The following is a 19,700-nucleotide window of genomic DNA, read 5'->3' on the forward strand; positions in this document are numbered from 1 at the left end:
CGGGTCCGTCGCGGCCTGCCGACGGGCGGACGGGTCCGTCGCGGCCTGCCGACGGGCGGACGGGTCCGTCGCGGCCTGCCGACGGGCGGACGGGTCCGTCGCGGCCTGCCGACGGGCGGACGGGTCGGTGGTGGTTGTGTTCATGCGGCACAGCCTCATACCTCAACCATCCTTGAGGTCAAGCGGCGGCCCGTGAACCCGGGTCACCCGTTCACACGCGCACCCCGCGCATTTCCGCACCCCGCCCGCCGAACGCCCGTGACCTGCCGATACGGCCGCGGGAAGCCACCGGTGCACCTCCCCCTGACACCCATTCACCCCAATTCTGACGCCCCCTCAGCAAGCGCGGCGGTCCCGCTGCCCGTTACCTCGGAAGGGCAGGCGCACGACCGACCCGCTCGAAGGGGGAGCACCGATGCGACGTACCGCCCGGCCGCTGACCGGCATCGCGCTCGCCGTCGCCGCCGCGGCTCTCGCCGCCGCCCCCGCGTACGGCGCGTCCGCCGGTGGCCTGGAGGTGTCCCCCGCCTCGGTCGTGCCCGGCGGTCAGGTCACGGTGCGCACGGCGGCCTGCGGCGACGGCGGCTCGGCGACGGGTGACGCCAGCGCGGTCGGGGCCGGTTCCCTCAGCCTGGCGCCGGACGCGCACGGGCAGCACGCGACCGGGCGGTTCAGGGTCCCGCCGAGCGCGCAGCCGGGGACGTACGAGATCACCGCCACCTGCGGCGGCAGCGGCCGGCGGACCACCGGGGACCTGGTGGTCACGCTGACGTCGATGCGCGGGCAGGTGCATCCACGGGGGAGCGTGAAGACGGGGGTCGGCGGCGCACTGGGCCCCGACCCCGTGCAGACCGCGGCCGGCGTGGCGGCCCTCGCCGTCGCCGCCGCGGGCGGTACCTGGCTCCTGCATCGCCGGGCGAGAGGCGACGGGATCTGACGGACCCCCTCCGCTGTCCGTCGCCGGTACCGCATGTCCCCTCCCCCTCCGGGTCCGACGCCCCTCGCGGCCCGGAGGGGGGTACGGGGCCGAAGCTCAGAAAGGGGTGGGTGTGCGCAGGCTCCCCAGGTTCGGCAGCGGCCTCCGCGATCCCGCGAACGCGGCCATGGCGGCCGTCACGGTGTTCGCCCTGTGCTCGGGGGTGTGGCTGCTGCGCGACGGCGCCGGGACGCACGCCCCGCCGCAGCCCTCCGCCGCGCAGGCCCGGGCCGGGCTGGACGGCCGGGCCGGCGAACGGCCCGCCGTGCCCGCGCTGGCGCCCTCACCACCCGACCGCATCCGCATCCCGGCGATCCGGGTGAACGCCCCGCTGACCGGGCTCGGCCTGACGAAGACCGGCAGCCTCGACGTACCGCCCGCGGCGGACGAGAACCTGGCCGGCTGGTACGAGGCCGGCACCACGCCCGGCGAGCCGGGCACGGCGATCGTCGCCGGCCACGTCGACAACGCCGACGGCCCCGCCGTCTTCTACGACCTCGGCGCCCTGGCCCGGGGCAGCACCATCGAGGTGGACCGGCGGGACGGCGGCGTCGCGGTGTTCACCGTGGACGCCGTCGAGGTGTACGCCGCGAAGGACTTCCCCGACGAGAAGGTCTACGGCGCCGCCCGCCGCCCCGAACTGCGGGTCATCACCTGCGGCGGCGGGTACTCACGCGGCACCGGGTACCAGGGGAACGTCGTCGTCTTCGCGCACCTGACCGGCAGCCGCTGACACGCCCGGGACATGGGTCCGCCCCCAGGCCCCCAGCGGCTCAAGTGCCTCGTTCAGTGACACGCCCCGGGGGCGTCAGCGAGTACTCCACCCGCGGCGGCACCTCGTCGTGGAACTCCCGGTGCACCAGGCCATCGGCCTCCATCTCACGGGAGCCTTGCGGGCCTACGTCACGGCCGCGCCGGTGGTGCCGACGATGGCGACGGCCTTGTCGGTGCCGAGCGCGTGCGCGGCGGGTGTGTTCGCCGGCAGCACGGGCAGCAGCAGGCCGCCCCCGCCGACCACGGCGTCGATCCAGCCGGCGGCGAGGGCCGCGACGCAGAGCAGGACGAGCATGGTCAGCGATATGTCGGGCATGATCGCGACCCTGTGCGAGGCCGGTACGCCGCCTCTGCGACGCCCCTCACAACCCGCCGTCGCCCCGCTGCGGGATCCGTCACAGCCCGCGGTCGCCGCGTCGCGGGAGCCGGCACCGCCCGCCGTCCCCGCGTCGCAGGAGCCGGCACAGCCCGCCGTCCCACCGCACCGCGGAACCCCTCACCGCCCGCCGTCCCCGCGTCGCAGGAGCCGGCACAGCCCGCCGTCCCACCGCACCGCGGAACCCCTCACCGCCCGCGGTCGCCGTCGCAGGAGCCGGCACAGCCCGCCGTCCCACCGCACCGCGGAACCCCTCACAACCCGCCGTCCCACCGCACCGCGGAACCCCTCACCGCCCGCGGTCGCCGCGTCGCAGGAGCCGGCACCGCCCGCCGTCCCCGCACCGCGGAACCCCTCACAACCCGCCGTCCCACCGCACCGCGGAACCCCTCACAACCCGCCGTCCTCGCACTTCAGGAAGCCTCACACCCGGGCGCCCCGCCCGCTGAGGGCAGCGTTCCCCGCGGGAAACAGAGGTGATGCTGCCGGGTAACACCGGCACCGCACGCTCAAGGACATGACCTCGAATGAGCGTGTGGTGGTGATCGGCACCGGCCTCGCGGGCGTACGGCTCGCCCGGCGGCTCGGTGAGCTCGGCACGCCCGCGCTGCTGATCGGCGAGGAGGAACACCGGCCCTACAACCGGGTGCTGCTCGCCGAGGTGCTGGCCGGACGGTACAGCCCCGAGGTGATCGCCCTGCCCTCGCCCGCGGCACTGACCCGCGGCCGGGTCGCGGGAATCGACCGCGCGGCGCGGACCGTGCGGTGCGCGGACGGCGCGGTGATCGCATACGACACGCTCGTCCTGGCCACCGGATCCAACCCCGTGCTGCCGCCCCTGCGCGGCCTGTTCACCGAGAACCACCAACTGCCCGAGGGCGTGCACGCGTTCCGTACCATGGACGACTGCCTGGGGCTGTCCAAGGCGGTCCGGCCGGGCGCGAAGGCGGTCGTGATCGGCGGCGGGCTCCTCGGGGTCTCCGCCGCCCGGGCCCTCGCGCTGCGCGGCGCCCAGGTCGTACTCGCCCAGCAGTCCGAACGGCTGATGGAGCGCCAGCTCGACCCGGCCGCCTCGAAGCTGGTCCGGCGTCACCTCACCGACCTCGGCGTCGAGGTGCACACCCATCTGCGCGTCCGGGACGTGCGCTGCGTCGGCGGTGCGGTCCGCTCGGTGGAGATGGCCGACGGATACGCCCTCGACGCCGACCTCGTGGTCCTGGCCTGCGGGGTCCACCCGAGGGTGGGTCTGGCCCAGGCGGCCGGCCTGGAGGTGGGCAAGGGCATCGTCGTCGACGACGAGCTGCGCACCTCCGACCCGCACATCCACGCCCTCGGGGACTGCGTCCAGCACCACGGCACGGTGTACGGCCTCGCCACTCCGGCGCTCGAACAGGCCGATGCACTGGCCGAGTTGCTGTCCGGTGACCCCACCGCCCGGTACACCGGCACGCGTTCCCTGACGCGGCTCACGCTCAACGGGCACGACAGCCCCTTCGACCTCGCCGCGTTCGGCGAGACCGAGGCCCTCCCGGGCGACGACGTCGTCCAGCTCGCCGACGCCACCCGCGGCACCTACCGCAAGGTCGTCGTCCGCGACGACCGCCTGGTCGGCGGGGTCCTCGTCGGCGAACTCGGCACCGTCGGCGCGCTCGCCCGCGCCTGGGAGGGAGCAGAGCCGCTCCCCACCGACGGCGGCCCGCTGCTCCACCTGCTCACCAACGATGGAGGCTCCTGATGACCGCCACCCCGGAGGCCACGGAGGCCACCCCCACGATCGTGCTCGTCGGACACGGCATGGTCGGCCAGCGCTTCCTCGAGGCGCTCGCCGAGCGCGGCCTGACCGCCACGCACCGCGTGGTCGTGCTCTGCGAGGAGCCGCGCCCGGCCTACGACCGCGTCGCCCTCACCTCGTACTTCTCGGGGAAGACCCCCGAGGACCTCTCCATGACGGACATGGAGTTCATCACCACGCACGGCATCGAGCTGCGCGTCGGCGACCCGGCGGTCTCCGTCGACCGCGAGGCCCGCGAGGTCACCGCCCGGTCCGGTGAGGTCTTCTCGTACGACACCCTCGTGCTCGCCACCGGCTCCTACCCCTTCGTCCCGCCGGTCCCGGGCAAGGACGCCGAGGGCTGTTTCGTCTACCGCACGATCGAGGACCTCCTCGCGATCGAGGAGTACGCGAAGTCGAAGGCCAAGGTGGGTGCCGTGGTCGGCGGCGGTCTGCTCGGGCTGGAGGCCGCCGGTGCGCTGAAGGGCCTCGGACTCACCTCGCACATCGTGGAGTTCGCGCCCCGGCTGATGCCCGTCCAGGTGGACGACGGCGGCGGTGCCGCGCTGCTGCGCACCATCGAGGAGATGGGCCTGAGCGTCCACACCGGCGTGGGCACGCAGGAGATCCTGGTCGACGCCGAGGGCGCCGTCACCGGCATGAAGCTCTCCGACGGTTCCGAACTCGCCACCGACATGGTGGTGTTCTCCGCCGGTGTGCGCCCCCGCGACCAGCTGGCCCGCGACTGCGGCCTGACGGTCGCGGAGCGCGGCGGCATCACCGTCGACGAGCAGTGCCGTACGATCGCCGACCCGCACGTCTTCGCGATCGGCGAGTGCGCGCTGGCCGCCGACGGCCGGGTGTACGGCCTGGTGGCCCCGGGCTACGAGCAGGCCGAGACGGCCGCGGCCACGATCGCCTCGGACGAGGCGTCCTTCACCGGCGCCGACCTGTCCACCAAGCTGAAGCTGCTCGGCGTGGACGTGGCGTCCTTCGGTGACGCGCACGGCACCGCCGAGGACTGCCTGGACGTCGTCTACTCCGACTCCCGCGCGGGCCTGTACAAGAAGCTGGTCATCGGCCGGGACGGCACGCTGCTCGGCGGCATCCTGGTCGGCGACGCGGAGGCCTACGGCACGCTGAAGGCGTTCACCGGCTCGGTCCCGCCGGTCTCGCCCGAGTCGCTGGTGCTGCCCGCGGGGGCCGGGGAGTCCGTGCAGCTCGGCCCGTCCGCGCTGCCGGACGAGGCGATCGTCTGCTCCTGCCACAACGTCTCCAAGGGCACGATCCGCGGCGCGGTCACCGACCACCAGTGCACGACGGTGCCCGAGGTGAAGAAGTGCACCAAGGCCGGCACCGGCTGCGGCTCCTGCGTCAAGGTCCTCGGCCAGCTCGTCAACGCCGAGCTGGAGGCGAGCGGCGTCGAGGTCGACAAGGGCCTGTGCGGCTGCTTCGGGCAGACCCGCGAGGAGCTCTACGAGATCGTCCACGCCCTGCGCATCACCTCCTACCAGGACCTGCTGGACCGGCACGGCCGCGAGGAGGCCCGGGGCGGTGACGGCTGCGAGGTCTGCAAGCCGGCCGTCGGCTCGATCATCGCCTCCCTCGCCCCGACGATCGGCGCGAGCGGCTACGTCCTGGACGGCGAGCAGGCGGCCCTTCAGGACACCAACGACCACTTCCTGGCCAACCTGCAGAAGAACGGCTCGTACTCGGTCGTGCCGCGCATCCCCGGCGGCGAGATCGCCCCGGAGAAGCTGATCGTGATCGGCGAGATCGCCCGCGACTTCGGCCTCTACACGAAGATCACCGGCGGTCAGCGGATCGACATGTTCGGTGCCCGCGTCGAGCAACTGCCGCTGATCTGGGCCCGGCTGGTGGACGCCGGCTTCGAGTCCGGCCACGCCTACGGCAAGTCGCTGCGCACGGTGAAGTCCTGCGTCGGCCAGACCTGGTGCCGCTACGGCGTCCAGGACTCCGTGAAGATGGCGATCGACCTGGAGCTGCGCTACCGGGGCCTGCGCTCGCCGCACAAGCTGAAGTCGGCGGTCTCCGGCTGCCAGCGCGAGTGCGCCGAGGCCCAGTCGAAGGACTTCGGCGTGATCGCCACGGCCAACGGCTGGAACCTCTACGTCGGCGGCAACGGCGGCGCGACCCCGCGTCACGCGGACCTGCTCGCGCAGGACCTGTCGGACGCCGAACTGGTCCGCCTGATCGACCGGTTCCTGATGTTCTACATCCGCACCGCCGACCGCCTGGAGCGCACCTCGACCTGGCTGGAGCGGATCCCGGGCGGCCTCGACCACGTGCGGGACGTCGTCGTCCACGACTCGCTCGGCATCTGTGACGAGCTGGAGCAGCTGATGCGGGCGCACGTCGCGCACTACCGCGACGAGTGGGCCGAGACCGTCAACGACCCCGAGAAGCTGTCCCGGTTCGTGTCCTTCGTGAACGCCCCGGACACCCCGGACCCCGTCGTCGCCTTCGTGCCCGAGCGCGACCAGATGAAGCCCGACCTGCCGCTGCTGTCCATCGGCATGCGACCCGCCGCTGACGTACTGGAAGGAAGCGCCCAGCGATGACCCTGGCACTCGAGACCACCGACCTCAAGATCGAAATCGCCCTGGACGACGACTGGTTCACGGTCTGCGACCTGACGGCGCTGCTGCCGGGCCGCGGAGTGGCCGCACTGCTGCCGGACGGCCGGCAGGCCGCGATCTTCCGCGACCGCTCCGGCGACCTCTTCGCCATCGACAACCGCGACCCCTTCACCGGCGCGGCGGTCCTCTCCCGAGGCCTCACCGGCACCCACCAGGGCCGCCCCTTCGTCGCCTCCCCCCTGCTGAAGCAGCGCTTCGACCTGGCGTCGGGCGAGTGCCTGGACGACGAGACGGTCCGGGTGACGGCGTACAAGGTGCGCGTCTCGTAGCAACCTTTCTTGACCGATCGTTCTTGACAGACCTGGGCTGCGGCGCGTGGCCAGGACCAAGGAGTTCGATCCGGACACCGCGCTCCAGGCAGCTCTCGAGCTTCTGGCGGCGCGGCTACGAGGCGAGCGGGCAGCTGCGGCTGATCCGGCCCCGGCACGAACGCGGTGGCGTGCACGCCTGCTCGGGCGTGCACGCCACCTCGGTATGTCCCCTGTGGACGGGTCAGCCCACGAGGGGTGAGCGCGCGTGCTCCTCCGGCAGGGGCCTGGTGTCGAGGTAGAACCACTCGGCGTCCGCGGGGGGCCAGGGCGGCGGCTCCGCCGCGGCCTCCTCGGTGGCGGTGACCGGACGCCTGGGCAGCGGCGCCGTCGCCGGACCCTCGAAGGCGGGCGGCGCGGCACCGGCCTGCTTCGCCTCCCCCGGCATCAGCAGCTCCACCCGCAGCCCCAGTCCCCGCTGCTGGGCGGTGAACTCCTCGACCTGCTGGCGGCAGGCGTGGTCCAGGTGGGTCACGCCGGTCAGGTCGAGCCGGATCCGCGGCTTCCCGGACGCGGCGGCCGCCTCCAGCGCGTCGATCACCTTCGGCAGCCGCAGGAACGTGGCGTTGCCCGCCATGACGACCTTCGCCGAGTCCTGCTCCACGTGCTGGCGGATCACGGTCTGCGACATGCGCAGCGCGGCCAGCACGATCCCAGCGGCGAGACCGAACAGCACGCCCTCCAGCAGCGCGGTCGCCACGATGACCAGCATGGTCAGCGTCATCACCGCGAACTCGCCCCTGTCCTGCCGCCACATCTTGGGGAACTCGGCGGGCCCGAAGAGCTTCCAGCCGCTGTGCACGAGGACGCCGGCGAGCACGGAGACCGGGATCAGCGCGAGCACCTGCGGCAGCAGCAGCGCGAACAGGAGCAGCCACAGGCCGTGCAGGGTGCGCGAGAGCCGGGTCTTGGCCCCGGCCTGGACGTTCGCCGAACTGCGCGCCACCACCGCGGTGATGGGGAGCGCGCCGAGGATGCCCGCGACGGTGTTGCCCGCGCCCTGGGCGATCAGCTCGGTGTTGTAGCGGGTGCGCGGGCCGCTGTGCATCCGGTCCACGGCGGCGGCCGTGAACAGGCTCTCCGCGGACGCGATGACCGTGAAGGTGAGGATCGCGGTGATGATCGTCCCGTCGGCGAGCGCGGCGAACTGGGAGGCGCCGGGCACCTGGACGGAGTTGAGCAGGTTGCCCACCTGGAGCGTCTTCACGTCCACGCCGGGCAGCGCGGCGACGACCATGCCGATGCCCACGGCGACCAGGGCGGCGGGGATCCTCCCGGCCGGCCCGGGCACCTTCTTCCACACGAAGCTGAGCACGATCGTGACGACGCCGAGCAGGGTGGCGATCATCGCCTGCGGGTTCGTCAGGACACCGGCCAGCAGCCCGGGGATGCCGGCCATGTTCTCGAGCGCGGTGCCGGGGGCCTTGGCGTCGGCCATCGGATAGGCCTGGCTGAACATCAGCGGCACACCGATGCCGGCGAGCATGCCCTGCACCACGGCGACCGAGATGGCCTGGAACATCCGGCCGAGCCGGACCAGCCCCAGGATGATCTGGAGGAGGCCGGCGAACAGCACGATCACGCCGAGCATGGCCACGCCGACCTCGGCGACGGTCTCCGCGACCAGCGCGGCGAGACCGGCGGCCGGGCCGCTGACCTGGAGCGTGCTGCCCCGGACCGCACCCACGACCAGGCCGCCGATCACCCCGGAGATGATCCCCAGTTCGGCGGGGACGCCGGAGGCCACGGCGACACCGATGCACAGCGGCAGGGCGACGAGGAAGACGACGAGGGAGGCGGTGATGTCGGTGGCGAGGTCCCCCCTGGCGCCGCCTTTGCCCCCGAGGCCCTTGCCGCCGGGCACTTCACCACCGAGACCCTTGCCACCGGGCCCATCACCACCGAGACCCTTGCCACCGGGCCCATCACCACCGAGACCCTTGCCGCCGGGCCCTTCGCCACGGAGGCCCTTGCCACCGAGACCCTTGCCGCCGGGCCCTTCACCACCGAGGCCCTTGCCCCCCAGGCCCTTGGCGCCGCTCATCGCTCCGCGGATCAGCCCGCCCAGGGCACCACCGCCGGCACGGCCTGCGACCGGGCCGCCGGGAGGATTCCCGCCCGTTCCGCGGGCCGAGCGCCCCCCTTCTGCCGACCCGCCCGTCCCCCAGCCGCCTGCCCCGCCGGCCAGGCCTCCCCCGACGCCGCCGGCCCCGGTGAAGTCCCCGCCAAAGCCCTCGGGGAAGCCCCCCGGACCACTCGGCGCACCTCCCGGTGTCCCACCCCCCGGACCCCAGGCGGCTCCCGCGCCCCCCGCAGGATCACCCGCCGGCCAACCCCCGGATCCTCCCTCCCCTCGGGCCGTCCCCCATCCCCCGGCCCCCTCCAGGGGCTCCGGCGGTCCCCAGCCCGTGGTGTCGGCTGTGCCCCAACCCGCGGTGTCGGCCGTCCCCCAGCCCCCGGTGTCGGCGGCCCCCCGGTCCGCAGCGCCCCCCGCCGGGAAGGTCGGCCGCCCGCCCCGTCCCCTCCCCCGCGCATGCGCCCCGCTCACGCGGCGTGCACCCGGAAGTCGCCGTCATCGCCGAGTTCGTAGACGAAGCCGGTGTCGACCTCGTAGTACCAGCCGTGCAGCCGGAGCCGGCCCGAGTCGAGGCGTTGCCGCACCACGGGGTAACTCCGCAGTGCCGCCAGCTGGTTGACGACATTGCCCTGGGAGACCTCCGGCAGGGACGGGTCGTCCGGCGCGCTCTCCAGTACGGAGGTCAGCTCCGGGCGGGCGAGGCGGAGCCAGGCGTCCACGCCGGGCAGGGACGAGAGGTCGTCGCCGGACTTCAGCGCCCCCATCGCACCGCAGTGTGAGTGACCGCACACCACGATGTCCTGAACCCCGAGCACCTCCAGCGCGTACTCGATGGTGGCCGCCTCTCCGCAGGCCCCGGGCCGTCCGTAGGACGGCACGATATTGCCCGCGTTCCGTAGCTCGAATATCTCACCGGGCTGTGCACCTGTGATCATCGCGGGTATGACGCGCGAGTCCGAGCAGGTAATGAACAGCACCTCCGGATATTGCCCTTCGGCCAGTTTCCGGTATGCGACGCTGTCGAAATCTGCGCGCGTCCTGAACGTGCGGGCACGATCCAGCAGATCCTTCAATGCAACCTCCTGAGCTGGGAGTTCATCCTGTGCACCCCACCGTAGACCGCCGACCTACAGCAGAAGGTTAAGCAAACTCCAGAGCCCGGCCAGTAATTGAACATTCTTTGCCCGGATTCCCAGACGCAGCGTCTTCTTGTAGCGTGTGAACTCCGGGGCGGGGAATGCGAATTCACCCTGCCCGGATTCATGCCGGCTTCACGGAGAGACAGGACGTATGGGCCTACGAGTGCTGCTCATCGAAGACGACGAGACGATCGCCGAGCCGCTCATGGAAGGGCTCGGCAACTTCGGACTGGCGGTCGACCACGTCGCCACCGGCACGGACGGGCTGAGAGGCCCGTACAACGACGTCGTCCTGCTCGACCTGGGGCTGCCGGACATGGACGGCATCGACGTCTGCCGCGGCATCCGGCGGGTCTCGGACGTGCCCATCGTCATCCTCAGCGCACGCGGCGAGGAGGCCGACCGCGTGCTGGGCCTGGAACTGGGCGCCGACGACTACCTGGCGAAACCATTCAGCGTGCGGGAACTGGTCGCCCGGGTCCGCGCGGTGACCCGTCGCACGCAACGCTCCCAGCAGGCGTTTCCCGAGGCCCTGGGCGCCCGGAGCGTCCCCGGGCCACCGCCGTTCGAACCGGCTCCGGCCCCCGCCTACGAACCGACTCCGTCACCCGCCTACGAACCTGCTCCCGCCCCCTCGTACGAACCGGCCCCCGCCCTCTCCTACGAACTCCCCGCGACCGCCGCGCACGACCCCGCCCCCGAAGCGCCGCACGACCCGGGCCCTCTCGTCGTGGACCGCCGTACCCGCCAGGTCTGGGTCGGCGACGCCCCCGTCCTGCTCACGCCCAAGGAGTTCGACCTGCTGGCGCTGCTCAGCGAGGACCCGGGCGCGGTCTACTCGCGGCAGCAGATCCTCGACCGGGTCTGGGACCCGCACTACGACGGCCCGACCAAGACCCTGGACGTCCATGTGGCCGCGCTGCGCCGCAAGTTGGGGCACCCGGCGTGGATCAGGACGCTGCGGGGCGTCGGTTTCCGGCTGGCGGTGCACACGGGGCCGACCGCGCAGGTGGCCTCTCCGTGACCCGCCGGCTGCTGCTCAGCTACCTCAGCCTCGCGGCGCTGGTGCTGCTCTGCCTGGAGATCCCGCTGGGTTTCGTGTACTCGCGCGGTGAGCGGGAGCGGGTCGTCAACGCGGCGAAGGACGAGGCCGAGTCGGTGTCCGCGTACGCCGCGCTGTCCCTCGCGGCGGGGCGGGCCGAGCGGGACCTGCCCGGGCGTGTGGCGCACTGTGCGCAGCGCATCGGAGGCAAGGTCGTGATCGTCGACGCGGCCGGCACGCTGCTCGCCGCCTCGCACCGGCTGGATGCCGGGATCTCCGGCAGCCTGGCCGCCCGGCCGGGCATCGCGGCCGCGCTGCGCGGCACGTCGACGGTGGACGTTAGGACCTCCACGATCGGCGGGGTGGAGTATCTGTCGGTGGCCGCCCCGGTCGGCCAGGAGGCGCGGCCGGTGGGTGCGGTGTGGCTGACGGTGCCGACGAGGACGGTCCACGAGCGGGTGCACCACGTCTGGCTGCTGCTCGCGCTGGGCGGGTTCGCCGTGCTGACGGCGGTCGCCGTGGTCGGTTTCGCCTTCGCCCGCTGGGCGGGCCGCCCCATCCGTGAACTGGAGCAGGCCACGCACGACTTGGCCGAGGGCGGCCGGTTCGCTCCGGTGACGATCACGAAGGGGCCGCCGGAAGTACGCAGTCTGGCCGCCGCGTTCAACCACACGGCGGCCCGCCTCGCCCATCTGCTGGCGTCCCAGCGGGCGTTCGCGGGCGAGGCCTCGCACCAGCTGAAGACCCCGCTGGCGGCGCTGCGGCTGCGCCTGGAGAACCTGGAGCCGGACATCGCCGCCCGGGCCCGGGGCAGCCTCACCGCCGCCGTCACCGAGACGGACCGGCTGGCCCGCATGGTCGAGCACCTGCTGGCCATGGCCCGGATGGAGGAGCACGCGGCCATCCCCACCACCGTCGACCTGGGCGCGGTCTGCGCGGAGCGGCACCGCACCTGGCAGCCCCTGTTCGTCCGGGAGGACGTCTCCCTCGTGCTCTTCGCGGGGAGCGTGGGCCCGGTGCTCGCGGTGCCGGGGGCCGTCGAGCAGATCATGGACAACCTGCTGTCCAACGCCCTGCGGGCGTCCCCGGCGGGCAGCACCGTCACGATCGAGCTGCGGCTGCAGGCCCCGCCCCGGCGGGCGTTGCGCGACAGCCGGCCCCGCTGGGTCGACCTGCATGTCACCGACGAGGGGCCGGGCATGACGGAGGAGCAGCGGGCCCGGGCCTTCGACCGCTTCTGGCGCGCCCCGGGCGCCCCCAAGGGGGGTACGGGTCTCGGTCTCGCCCTGGTGCAGCGCCTCGCCCACGCCAGCGGCGGCGAGGCGGCGCTGCGCGCGGCGGCGACCGGCGGTCTGCAGGTGGTGATCCGGCTGCCGTCCGCGCGACCGCCGGGCGAGGGCACCCCCGAGCCGGGCGGCGACCGCCCGAGGAGGCCGAGACGGGAGGCCCCGGCGTTGCCGGCGTAGGCGAGCGCGGAAGGTCGCCGCGCGGCCGGATCGGGCGGTGGGGCACAGCAGGCGGTACACAGCATGCCGCCCCACGGCCACGAGTTGTCCATGCCCCGTCAATCCGGTGCCCCTAGCGTCCTTTCCGCCTCCCCCCACGCACCACCCTGCCGTCGACCGGCGGCGGGGCGATACGGCACCTCTTGGAGCGAGAGTGGAACGTCGTAGCCTCCTGCGTGCGGCCGTCCTCGGCGGCACATCGGCCGCTCTGGGCGGAACCCTGTGGCGGGGCGCCGCGTACGCGGCCCCGGCCCAGCCCGGCACCGGCCCCTACGGGCCGCCGGGTTCCCCGGACACCAACGGCATCAGACTCCCCGCCGGCTTCACCAGCCGCGTCATCGCCCGGTCGGGCCAGCGGGTCGGGACCACGTCGTACACCTGGCACAACGCCCCGGACGGCGGTGCCTGTTACGCCGACGGCACGGGCTGGATCTATGTCTCCAACTCCGAGATCAACCCCTCGGGCGGAGCGAGCGCGGTGAAGTTCTCGTCGACGGGCGCGATCACCGGCGCGTACCGCATCCTCTCGGGCACCCGGCAGAACTGCGCGGGCGGCAAGACGCCGTGGAACACCTGGCTGTCCTGCGAGGAGGTGTCCCTCGGCTACGTCTACGAGACCGACCCGTGGGGCGCCAACGCGGCGGTGCAGCGCGCGGCGATGGGCCGCTTCAAGCACGAGGCGGCGGCGGCCGACCCGGTGCGCAGGGTGATCTACCTGACCGAGGACGAGACGAACGGCCGCTTCTACCGCTTCGTGCCGACGACCTGGGGCAACCTGTCGTCCGGCACACTCCAGGTGATGGTCGCGGGCGGCGCCACCAGCGGCTCCTTCACCTGGGCCGACATCCCCGACCCGGACGGCTCCCCCACCGCCACCCGCTCCCAGGTATCCGGCTCGAAGTCCTTCAACGGCGGCGAGGGCTGCCACTACGCGAACGACACGGTCTGGTTCACCACCAAGGGCGACAACCGCGTCTGGCAGCTCAACCTCCTCGACAACACCTACGAGCTGGCCTACGACGACTCCCTCGTCAACGGCACGGCCCCGCTCACCGGCGTCGACAACATCACCGGCACCTCCTCCGGCGACCTGTTCGTCGCCGAGGACGGCGGGAACATGGAGATCTGCGTGATCACCCCGGACGACGTCGTCGCCTCGTTCCTGCGCATCGACGGCCAGTCGGCCTCGGAGATCACGGGCCCGGCCTTCTCCCCGGACGGCACCCGCCTCTACTTCTCGAGCCAGCGCGGCACCAGCGGCTCGTCCTCGGCCGGCATCACGTATGAGGTGACGGGCCCGTTCCGCTCGTAGCCGACGAGTCGGGCTTCACGTAACCATCACAGATTGGCCACTCCCCCCTCACGCCGGGCTGCCCGGTCCTACGGTCATCCCCTCACGTACCAGCCCTGGGGGGATGACCATGACCAATCCGTACACCGGCCCTCACAACAGCCCGTACCCGGCCCCGCCGCTGCCGCAGCCCGGCGGACCGGCACCCCGCTGGGCCCGGAAGCGCTACGTGTTGCCCGCCCTCGGGCTCGCCCTGTTCATCGGCATCGGCATCGGCGCGAGCGGCGGTAAGACCACGGACGACGCGAAGCCCGCGTCCGCCGAGCCCCGGCCGACCGTCACGGTCACCACGACGGCCACCGCCACCGCGACGCCGCCCGCGAAGGAGCCGGAGCCCGCTCCCGCCGTCACCGCCACGAAGACCGTCACGGTCACCACCACCCTCACCGCACAGCCGGCGGCGGACGGCGGGTTGGACGACGGCGGCTCAGGGGGCGGCGCGGACGTGTACTACGGCAACTGCGGCGAGGTCCGGGCCGCCGGGGCCGCCCCCATCCACCGGGGTGAGCCCGGATACGCCTCCCACCTGGACCGGGACAACGACGGGGTCGCCTGCGACACCTGAGCCCGACGTGCCGGTGACCATCGGCGGGCCCGGCCGTTCCACCGTTCGGGGCAGCTCGTTCCGGGCTGCCCGGCCGACGGAAGGAACACCACCGTGGACATGACCGTGCCCGTCCCGAACGCGCCGGGTGTGCTGCCCCGCGCCGAGTGGGTCAAGACGCTGCCGCAGACCGTCGTCGCGTCCTGCGTCCTGCTGCTCGACACCGAGGACCGGCTCCTGCTGCTGCGCTACGCCGGGGGCCGGCCCGCCGCGGGCCTCTGGGGGCTGCCGGGCGGCATGCTCGACCACGGCGAGGACCCAGCCGGCGCCGCCCGGCGGGAGCTGCACGAGGAGACCGGTATCGCCCTCGAAGGGGATCTGCCGTTCATCGGGTACGACCATCGGGCGGATGTGCTGGGCACCGGGCCGGTGATCGACTTCTACTTCCACGGCGGCCGGCTCCCGGCCGGGCAGCCCGTCCTGCGCAGCTCGGAGCACGACCAGCACGGCCTGTTCGCCCTCGCCGACCTGGAGTCCACCCCGCTGGCGACCGGACTGCCCACGCTCGCCGCCCTGCTGAGCGCGGCCCGCACCGGCACGGTCGTGTGCCTGCGCGACGGCCTGCCGCGGTGACCGTCGCCGGAACCTGAACGGAACACGGGAACGAACGCGCGAGAGCGGGGCGGCCCCTCCGCACAGGTGCCGCCCCGCTCTCCTCGTGCGCCGGAGCCGCCGCGATCGGTGAGGGTCGGGGACCGCCGACGGCTCCGGGTTCTCTCCCCCCGGGTCAGCGGTGGTCGCTGCCCTGGGACTGGACCGCCGCCCGGCCCGCCTCCAGGCGGGCCACCGGGATGCGGAACGGGGAGCAGGAGACGTAGTCGAGTCCGACCTCGTGGAAGAAGTGGACCGACTCGGGATCACCGCCGTGCTCGCCGCATACGCCGAGCTTGAGGTCGGGGCGGGTCTCGCGGCCGGCCTTGGCGGCCAGCTTCACGAGGGAGCCCACGCCGTCCTTGTCGATCGTCTCGAACGGGGAGACACCGAAGATGCCCTTCTCCAGGTACGCCGTGAAGAAGCTCGCCTCCACGTCGTCCCGGCTGAAGCCCCACACCGTCTGGGTCAGGTCGTTCGTGCCGAAGGAGAAGAACTGCGCCGCCTCGGCGATCTGACCGGCGGTCAGCGCGGCGCGCGGCAGCTCGATCATCGTGCCGATGGACAGCTTCAGCTGCGTGCCCGAGGCCGCCTCGACCTCGGCGATGACCGCGTCGGCCTCCTCGCGCACGATCTCCAGCTCCTGGACCGTGCCCACGAGCGGGATCATGATCTCGGCACGCGGGTCTCCCTTGGCGGCCCTGCGCTCGGCCGCGGCCTCGGCGATCGCGCGGACCTGCATGGTGAACAGGCCGGGGATGACCAGGCCGAGACGCACACCGCGCAGACCCAGCATCGGGTTCTGCTCGTGCAGGCGGTGGACCGCCTGGAGCAGGCGCAGTTCGTTCTCGTGCGGCTCCTGGCGGGACTCGGCGAGGGCCACGCGGACGGACAGCTCGGTGATGTCCGGGAGGAACTCGTGCAGCGGCGGGTCCAGGAGGCGGACGGTGACCGGAAGGCCGTCCATCGACTCGAAGAGCTGGACGAAGTCCTGCTTCTGCAGCGGGAGCAGCTGCTTGAGGGACTCCTCGCGCTCGGTGTCCGTGTCGGCCAGGATCAGCCGCTCCACCAGCTCGCGCCGGTCGCCGAGGAACATGTGCTCGGTGCGGCACAGGCCGATGCCCTGGGCGCCGAAGCGGCGGGCGCGCAGCGCGTCCTCGGCGTTGTCGGCGTTGGCGCGCACCCGCAGGCGGCGCTTGCGGTCGGCGAAGGCCATCATCCGGTGGACGGCCTCGACGAGCTCGTCGGCGTCGTCGGCGCCCGGGTGCATCCGGCCCTCGAAGTACTCCACGACCGGCGACGGCACGACGGGTACCTCACCGAGGTAGACCTTGCCGGAGGAGCCGTCGATGGAGACGACGTCGCCCTCCTCGACGACGTGCCCGCCCGGCACGGTCATCCGGCGGCGCTTGGTGTCGACCTCCAGCTCCTCGGCGCCGCAGACACAGGTCTTGCCCATGCCGCGCGCGACGACGGCCGCGTGGGAGGTCTTGCCGCCGCGGGAGGTCAGGATGCCCTCGGCGGCGATCATGCCGTCCAGGTCGTCGGGGTTGGTCTCGCGGCGGATGAGGATGACCTTCTCGCCGGACCGCGACCACTTCACGGCCGTGTAGGAGTCGAAGACGGCCTTGCCGACGGCCGCGCCCGGGGAGGCGGCGATGCCCCGGCCGACCTGGGAGACCTTCGCGTCCTCGTCGAAGCGCGGGAACATCAGCTGCGCGAGCTGGGCGCCGTTGACGCGGGTGAGCGCCTCGGCCTCGTCGATCAGGCCCTGGTCCACCAGCTGGGTCGCGATGCGGAAGGCCGCGCCCGCGGTGCGCTTGCCGACGCGGGTCTGGAGCATCCACAGCACACCGCGCTCGATGGTGAACTCGATGTCGCAGAGGTCCTTGTAGTGGTTCTCCAGCGTCTCCATGATCTGCATCAGCTGGTCGTACGACTTCTTGTCGATCTGCTCCAGCTCGGCGAGCGGCACGGTGTTGCGGATGCCCGCGACGACGTCCTCGCCCTGCGCGTTCTGGAGGTAGTCGCCGTAGACGCCCTGGTGGCCGGAGGCGGGGTCGCGGGTGAAGGCGACGCCGGTGCCGGAGTCGGGTCCCAGGTTGCCGAAGACCATGGAGCAGACGTTGACCGCGGTGCCGAGGTCGCCGGGGATGCGCTCCTGGCGGCGGTAGAGCTTGGCCCGGTCGGTGTTCCAGGAGTCGAAGACCGCGTGGATGGCGAGGTCCATCTGCTCGCGCGGGTCCTGCGGGAAGTCCCGGCCGGCCTCGGTCTTGACGATCTTCTTGAACTTGGTGACGAGCTTCTTGAGGTCGGCGGCCTCCAGCTCGGTGTCGACCGTGACCTTCTTGGCGGCCTTGGCCGCGTCCAGCGCGTCCTCGAACAGCTCGCCGTCGACGCCCAGGACGGTCTTGCCGAACATCTGGATGAGCCGGCGGTAGGAGTCCCACGCGAACCGGTCGTCGCCGGCCTGCTTGGCCAGGCCCTGCACCGACTTGTCGGAGAGGCCGATGTTGAGGACGGTGTCCATCATGCCGGGCATGGAGAACTTGGCGCCCGAGCGCACCGACACCAGCAGCGGGTCGTCGGCCTGGCCGAGCTTCTTGCCCATGCGGGCCTCGAGCGCGTCGAGGTGTGCACTCACCTCGTCACGCAGTGCCGCCGGCTCCTCGCCGCTGTCCAGGTAGACCTTGCAGGCCTCGGTGGTGATGGTGAAGCCGGGAGGGACCGGAAGGCCCAGGTTCGTCATCTCCGCGAGGTTCGCGCCCTTGCCACCGAGGAGGTCCTTGAGGTCCTTGTTGCCCTCGGTGAAGTCATAGACGAACTTCACGCCCTCAACGCTGGTGCCGTGCTCAGCTACCTGAAGATCTTTGTTTTCCGACACGGGTCTCGACTCCTCGAGGACGCGGTGGCTGCCCTGACGGGCAGGAACATACCCAGATCAAAGGCGTCTGGGTACGTCCACTCGTGCGTCATGCGCCTGTAACCACTCGTCCGCCAGCGGATCGAAAGTCAAGGCTGAGCAAGCGATCGCAGCCGCATGTTTTCACTTCTTGAACGCAAGAGCCTCCCTGAGGCAACGCGAGCGCTCATCTGAGCGAAGTTTCCGCACATTTGATTTCGCTCGATGAACGATCAAAGGGTGGCACTCAGTGCCACCCTTTGGAGAAGTGCAGCCGCTCACGATCCGCTCATCTGAGCGCAACCCTTATCAGGGGTGGCGAGAATCACGCTGCCACAGCCGCCGGGATTTCACCATGCGGACGCGTCCCGAAACCGAAACACGGCCGTCACACCCCGAGCACGCGCAGCCGCTCCTCGACCCGCTCGGGCGCGTAGAGGTGCTCCACGACCATGGCACCGGCTCCCACCAGCGCGGCCCGCTCGCCCAGCCGCGCGGTGACCACCTCCAGGTGGGCCGTGGAGCGGGGCAGCGCCCGCTGGTACAGCAGTTCGCGCACCCCTGTCAGGAAGGGAGTTCCGGCCAGATCCCCGGCGATCATCAGCACGCCGGGGTTGAGCAGCGTCACGACCGTCGCGAGGACGTCCCCGACCCGGCGCCCGGCCTCCCGGGCGAGTCCGACCGCCTCCGGGTGCCCGGACGCCAGCAGATCCCGTACGTCCGAGCCGGAGGCCGCCGGCACCCCGGCCTCCGCCAGCCGCCGCGCCACGGCGCCGCCGCTCGCGACGGCGGCCAGGCAGCCGTAGGAACCGCACCGGCACAGCGCCCCGGCGCCCTCCGGCACCCGGATGTGCCCGATGTCGCCGGCGCCGCCGTCGATGCCCCGGAACAGCGCGCCGTCCACCACGACCCCGGCGCCGATGCCGGTGGAGACCTTCACCAGCACGAAGGCGGAGCAGTCCGGGTGGCCGGTGCGCTGTTCGCCGTAGGCCATGAGGTTGGCGTCGTTGTCCACCAGCACCGGCACCCCGGCGGCGCCCGCGTGCTCGGTGAGCGCCCGGGCCATCCGGGTTCTTATGTCGTAGCCGTCCCAGCCGGGCATGATCGGCGGCTGGACGACACGGCCGGTCTCGGTGTCGACCGGGCCGGGCACCGCGAGCCCGACCCCGCAGACCGCCTCGGCCCCGTGCCCGGTCTTGACCAGCAACTCGGCGAACCAGCCGCCGAGTTCGCCGAGCACGGCGTCCGGTCCGTCCTCGATGACGAGGGTGCCCGAGTGCTCGGCGAGGATCTCACCGCTCAGCGACAGCACGGCCGCCCGGGCGTGCCGGGTGTCCAGGTCGGCGGCCAGGACCACCGCGTGCTCGTCGTCGAACTCCAGGGTGATGGAGGGCCGCCCGCCCAGCGGGGAGTCGACCGGCCCCCCGGCGCCCTCGCGCAGCCAGCCCGCGCGAAAGAGCCGGTCCAGCCGCTGCCCGACGGTGGCCCGGGACAGTCCGGTCACCTGCTGCAGGGCACCCCGGGTCACGGCGCGTCGGCTGCGCACCAGTTCCAGCAGGTCGCCGGCGCTCGCCTGGCCCGCGCCTCGTCCGGTTCTCCCGGGCTGTCCGGTCATGCACACCCC

At 72.6% G+C, this 19,700-nt stretch carries 14 protein-coding genes and 2 pseudogenes; 10 read left to right on the plus strand and 6 right to left on the minus strand.

Translation table 11 applies throughout. The features are described 5' to 3' along the window. Window positions 1-415 precede the first annotated feature (415 nt). Together HDC93_RS26275 and HDC93_RS26280 are read left to right on the plus strand one after the other, a co-directional pair. Window positions 416-937 carry a hypothetical protein gene (locus tag HDC93_RS26275; protein WP_185013287.1) on the plus strand — a complete coding sequence of 174 codons (522 nt, stop codon included), beginning with the start codon at window positions 416-418 and terminating at the stop codon, window positions 935-937. Window positions 938-1,103: 166 nt separating this feature from the next. Next, window positions 1,104-1,709, plus strand: coding sequence for a class F sortase (locus tag HDC93_RS26280; protein ID WP_185013387.1), 606 nt, complete (start codon window positions 1,104-1,106; stop codon window positions 1,707-1,709). Here HDC93_RS26280 and HDC93_RS38745 read toward each other — a convergent pair. Both HDC93_RS38745 and HDC93_RS38750 read right to left on the minus strand, forming a co-directional pair. Continuing rightward, window positions 1,647-1,860, minus strand: a pseudogene (locus HDC93_RS38745) (winged helix-turn-helix transcriptional regulator); the annotation flags it as partial. The gene HDC93_RS26280 and the pseudogene HDC93_RS38745 overlap by 63 nt on opposite strands. Window positions 1,861-1,877: 17 nt before the next feature. Continuing rightward, window positions 1,878-2,066, minus strand: a pseudogene (locus HDC93_RS38750) (sulfite exporter TauE/SafE family protein); the annotation flags it as partial. A 577-nt stretch (window positions 2,067-2,643) separates the two neighbouring features. On the opposite strand from HDC93_RS38750, the gene HDC93_RS26290 reads away from it, so the two are divergent. Genes HDC93_RS26290 through nirD form a run of 3 tightly spaced genes read left to right on the plus strand, consistent with a single transcriptional unit; the run spans window position 2,644 to window position 6,826 of the window. Next, window positions 2,644-3,861 (plus strand): NAD(P)/FAD-dependent oxidoreductase, encoded by a 1,218-nt coding sequence (locus HDC93_RS26290; RefSeq protein WP_185013288.1) that lies wholly within the window; start codon window positions 2,644-2,646, stop codon window positions 3,859-3,861. After that, entirely contained in the window at window positions 3,861-6,479 is a 2,619-nt protein-coding gene (nirB, locus tag HDC93_RS26295) for a nitrite reductase large subunit NirB (protein WP_185013289.1), read from the plus strand. The genes HDC93_RS26290 and nirB overlap by 1 nt, the downstream gene beginning before the upstream one ends. Beyond that, window positions 6,476-6,826 (plus strand): nitrite reductase small subunit NirD, encoded by a 351-nt coding sequence (gene nirD, locus HDC93_RS26300; RefSeq protein WP_185013290.1) that lies wholly within the window; start codon window positions 6,476-6,478, stop codon window positions 6,824-6,826. Before nirB ends, nirD begins: the two co-directional genes overlap by 4 nt. A 223-nt stretch (window positions 6,827-7,049) precedes the next feature. On the opposite strand, the gene HDC93_RS26305 is transcribed toward nirD, so the two are convergent. Together HDC93_RS26305 and HDC93_RS26310 are read right to left on the minus strand one after the other, a co-directional pair. Further along, entirely contained in the window at window positions 7,050-8,909 is a 1,860-nt protein-coding gene (locus HDC93_RS26305; RefSeq protein ID WP_260419776.1) for a SulP family inorganic anion transporter, read from the minus strand. 500 nt (window positions 8,910-9,409) lie between these two features. Beyond that, a complete protein-coding gene (locus tag HDC93_RS26310; RefSeq protein WP_185013291.1) occupies window positions 9,410-10,015 on the minus strand; it encodes a carbonic anhydrase in 606 nt (201 codons plus the stop codon). A gap of 217 nt (window positions 10,016-10,232) precedes the next feature. Here HDC93_RS26310 and HDC93_RS26315 point away from each other — a divergent pair, with 217 nt between their 5' ends. The 5 genes from HDC93_RS26315 (at window position 10,233) to HDC93_RS26335 (ending at window position 15,156) form a co-directional block, all read left to right on the plus strand. Further along, a complete protein-coding gene (locus tag HDC93_RS26315; protein WP_185013292.1) occupies window positions 10,233-11,105 on the plus strand; it encodes a response regulator transcription factor in 873 nt (290 codons plus the stop codon). Beyond that, complete coding sequence (locus tag HDC93_RS26320; protein ID WP_185013293.1) at window positions 11,102-12,589, plus strand: HAMP domain-containing sensor histidine kinase; 1,488 nt, start codon at window positions 11,102-11,104, stop codon at window positions 12,587-12,589. The genes HDC93_RS26315 and HDC93_RS26320 overlap by 4 nt, the downstream gene beginning before the upstream one ends. Before the next feature lie 193 nt (window positions 12,590-12,782). Further along, complete coding sequence (locus HDC93_RS26325) at window positions 12,783-13,940, plus strand: alkaline phosphatase PhoX (protein ID WP_185013294.1); 1,158 nt, start codon at window positions 12,783-12,785, stop codon at window positions 13,938-13,940. Window positions 13,941-14,049: 109 nt separating this feature from the next. Further along, window positions 14,050-14,544, plus strand: a complete 495-nt coding sequence (locus tag HDC93_RS26330) for an excalibur calcium-binding domain-containing protein (RefSeq protein WP_185013295.1) — start codon at window positions 14,050-14,052, stop codon at window positions 14,542-14,544. A gap of 99 nt (window positions 14,545-14,643) precedes the next feature. After that, a complete protein-coding gene (locus tag HDC93_RS26335) occupies window positions 14,644-15,156 on the plus strand; it encodes an NUDIX hydrolase (protein WP_221517188.1) in 513 nt (170 codons plus the stop codon). Window positions 15,157-15,310: 154 nt separating this feature from the next. Here HDC93_RS26335 and ppdK read toward each other — a convergent pair whose 3' ends face one another. Then, window positions 15,311-18,058: a pyruvate, phosphate dikinase gene (gene ppdK, locus HDC93_RS26340; RefSeq protein WP_398765535.1), complete on the minus strand. Its 2,748-nt coding sequence runs from the start codon at window positions 18,056-18,058 to the stop codon at window positions 15,311-15,313. A 406-nt stretch (window positions 18,059-18,464) separates the two neighbouring features. Beyond that, window positions 18,465-19,691: an ROK family protein gene (locus HDC93_RS26345; RefSeq protein ID WP_185013297.1), complete on the minus strand. Its 1,227-nt coding sequence runs from the start codon at window positions 19,689-19,691 to the stop codon at window positions 18,465-18,467. Between the last annotated feature and the right edge of the window lie 9 nt (window positions 19,692-19,700).

It is taken from the genome of Streptomyces sp. AK010, from assembly GCF_014207295.1.
Taxonomy (GTDB): domain Bacteria; phylum Actinomycetota; class Actinomycetes; order Streptomycetales; family Streptomycetaceae; genus Streptomyces; species Streptomyces massasporeus.

Coding starts and splice junctions, on each gene's coding strand:
- HDC93_RS26275 (WP_185013287.1), top strand. CDS start 416: ATGCGACGTACCGCCCGGCCGCTGACCGGCATCGCGCTCGCCGTCGCC.
- HDC93_RS26280 (WP_185013387.1), top strand. CDS start 1,104: ATGGCGGCCGTCACGGTGTTCGCCCTGTGCTCGGGGGTGTGGCTGCTG.
- HDC93_RS26290 (WP_185013288.1), top strand. CDS start 2,644: ATGACCTCGAATGAGCGTGTGGTGGTGATCGGCACCGGCCTCGCGGGC.
- nirB (WP_185013289.1), top strand. CDS start 3,861: ATGACCGCCACCCCGGAGGCCACGGAGGCCACCCCCACGATCGTGCTC.
- nirD (WP_185013290.1), top strand. CDS start 6,476: ATGACCCTGGCACTCGAGACCACCGACCTCAAGATCGAAATCGCCCTG.
- HDC93_RS26305 (WP_260419776.1), bottom strand. CDS start 8,909: ATGAGCGGCGCCAAGGGCCTGGGGGGCAAGGGCCTCGGTGGTGAAGGG.
- HDC93_RS26315 (WP_185013292.1), top strand. CDS start 10,233: ATGGGCCTACGAGTGCTGCTCATCGAAGACGACGAGACGATCGCCGAG.
- HDC93_RS26330 (WP_185013295.1), top strand. CDS start 14,050: ATGACCAATCCGTACACCGGCCCTCACAACAGCCCGTACCCGGCCCCG.
- HDC93_RS26335 (WP_221517188.1), top strand. CDS start 14,644: ATGACCGTGCCCGTCCCGAACGCGCCGGGTGTGCTGCCCCGCGCCGAG.
- HDC93_RS26345 (WP_185013297.1), bottom strand. CDS start 19,691: ATGACCGGACAGCCCGGGAGAACCGGACGAGGCGCGGGCCAGGCGAGC.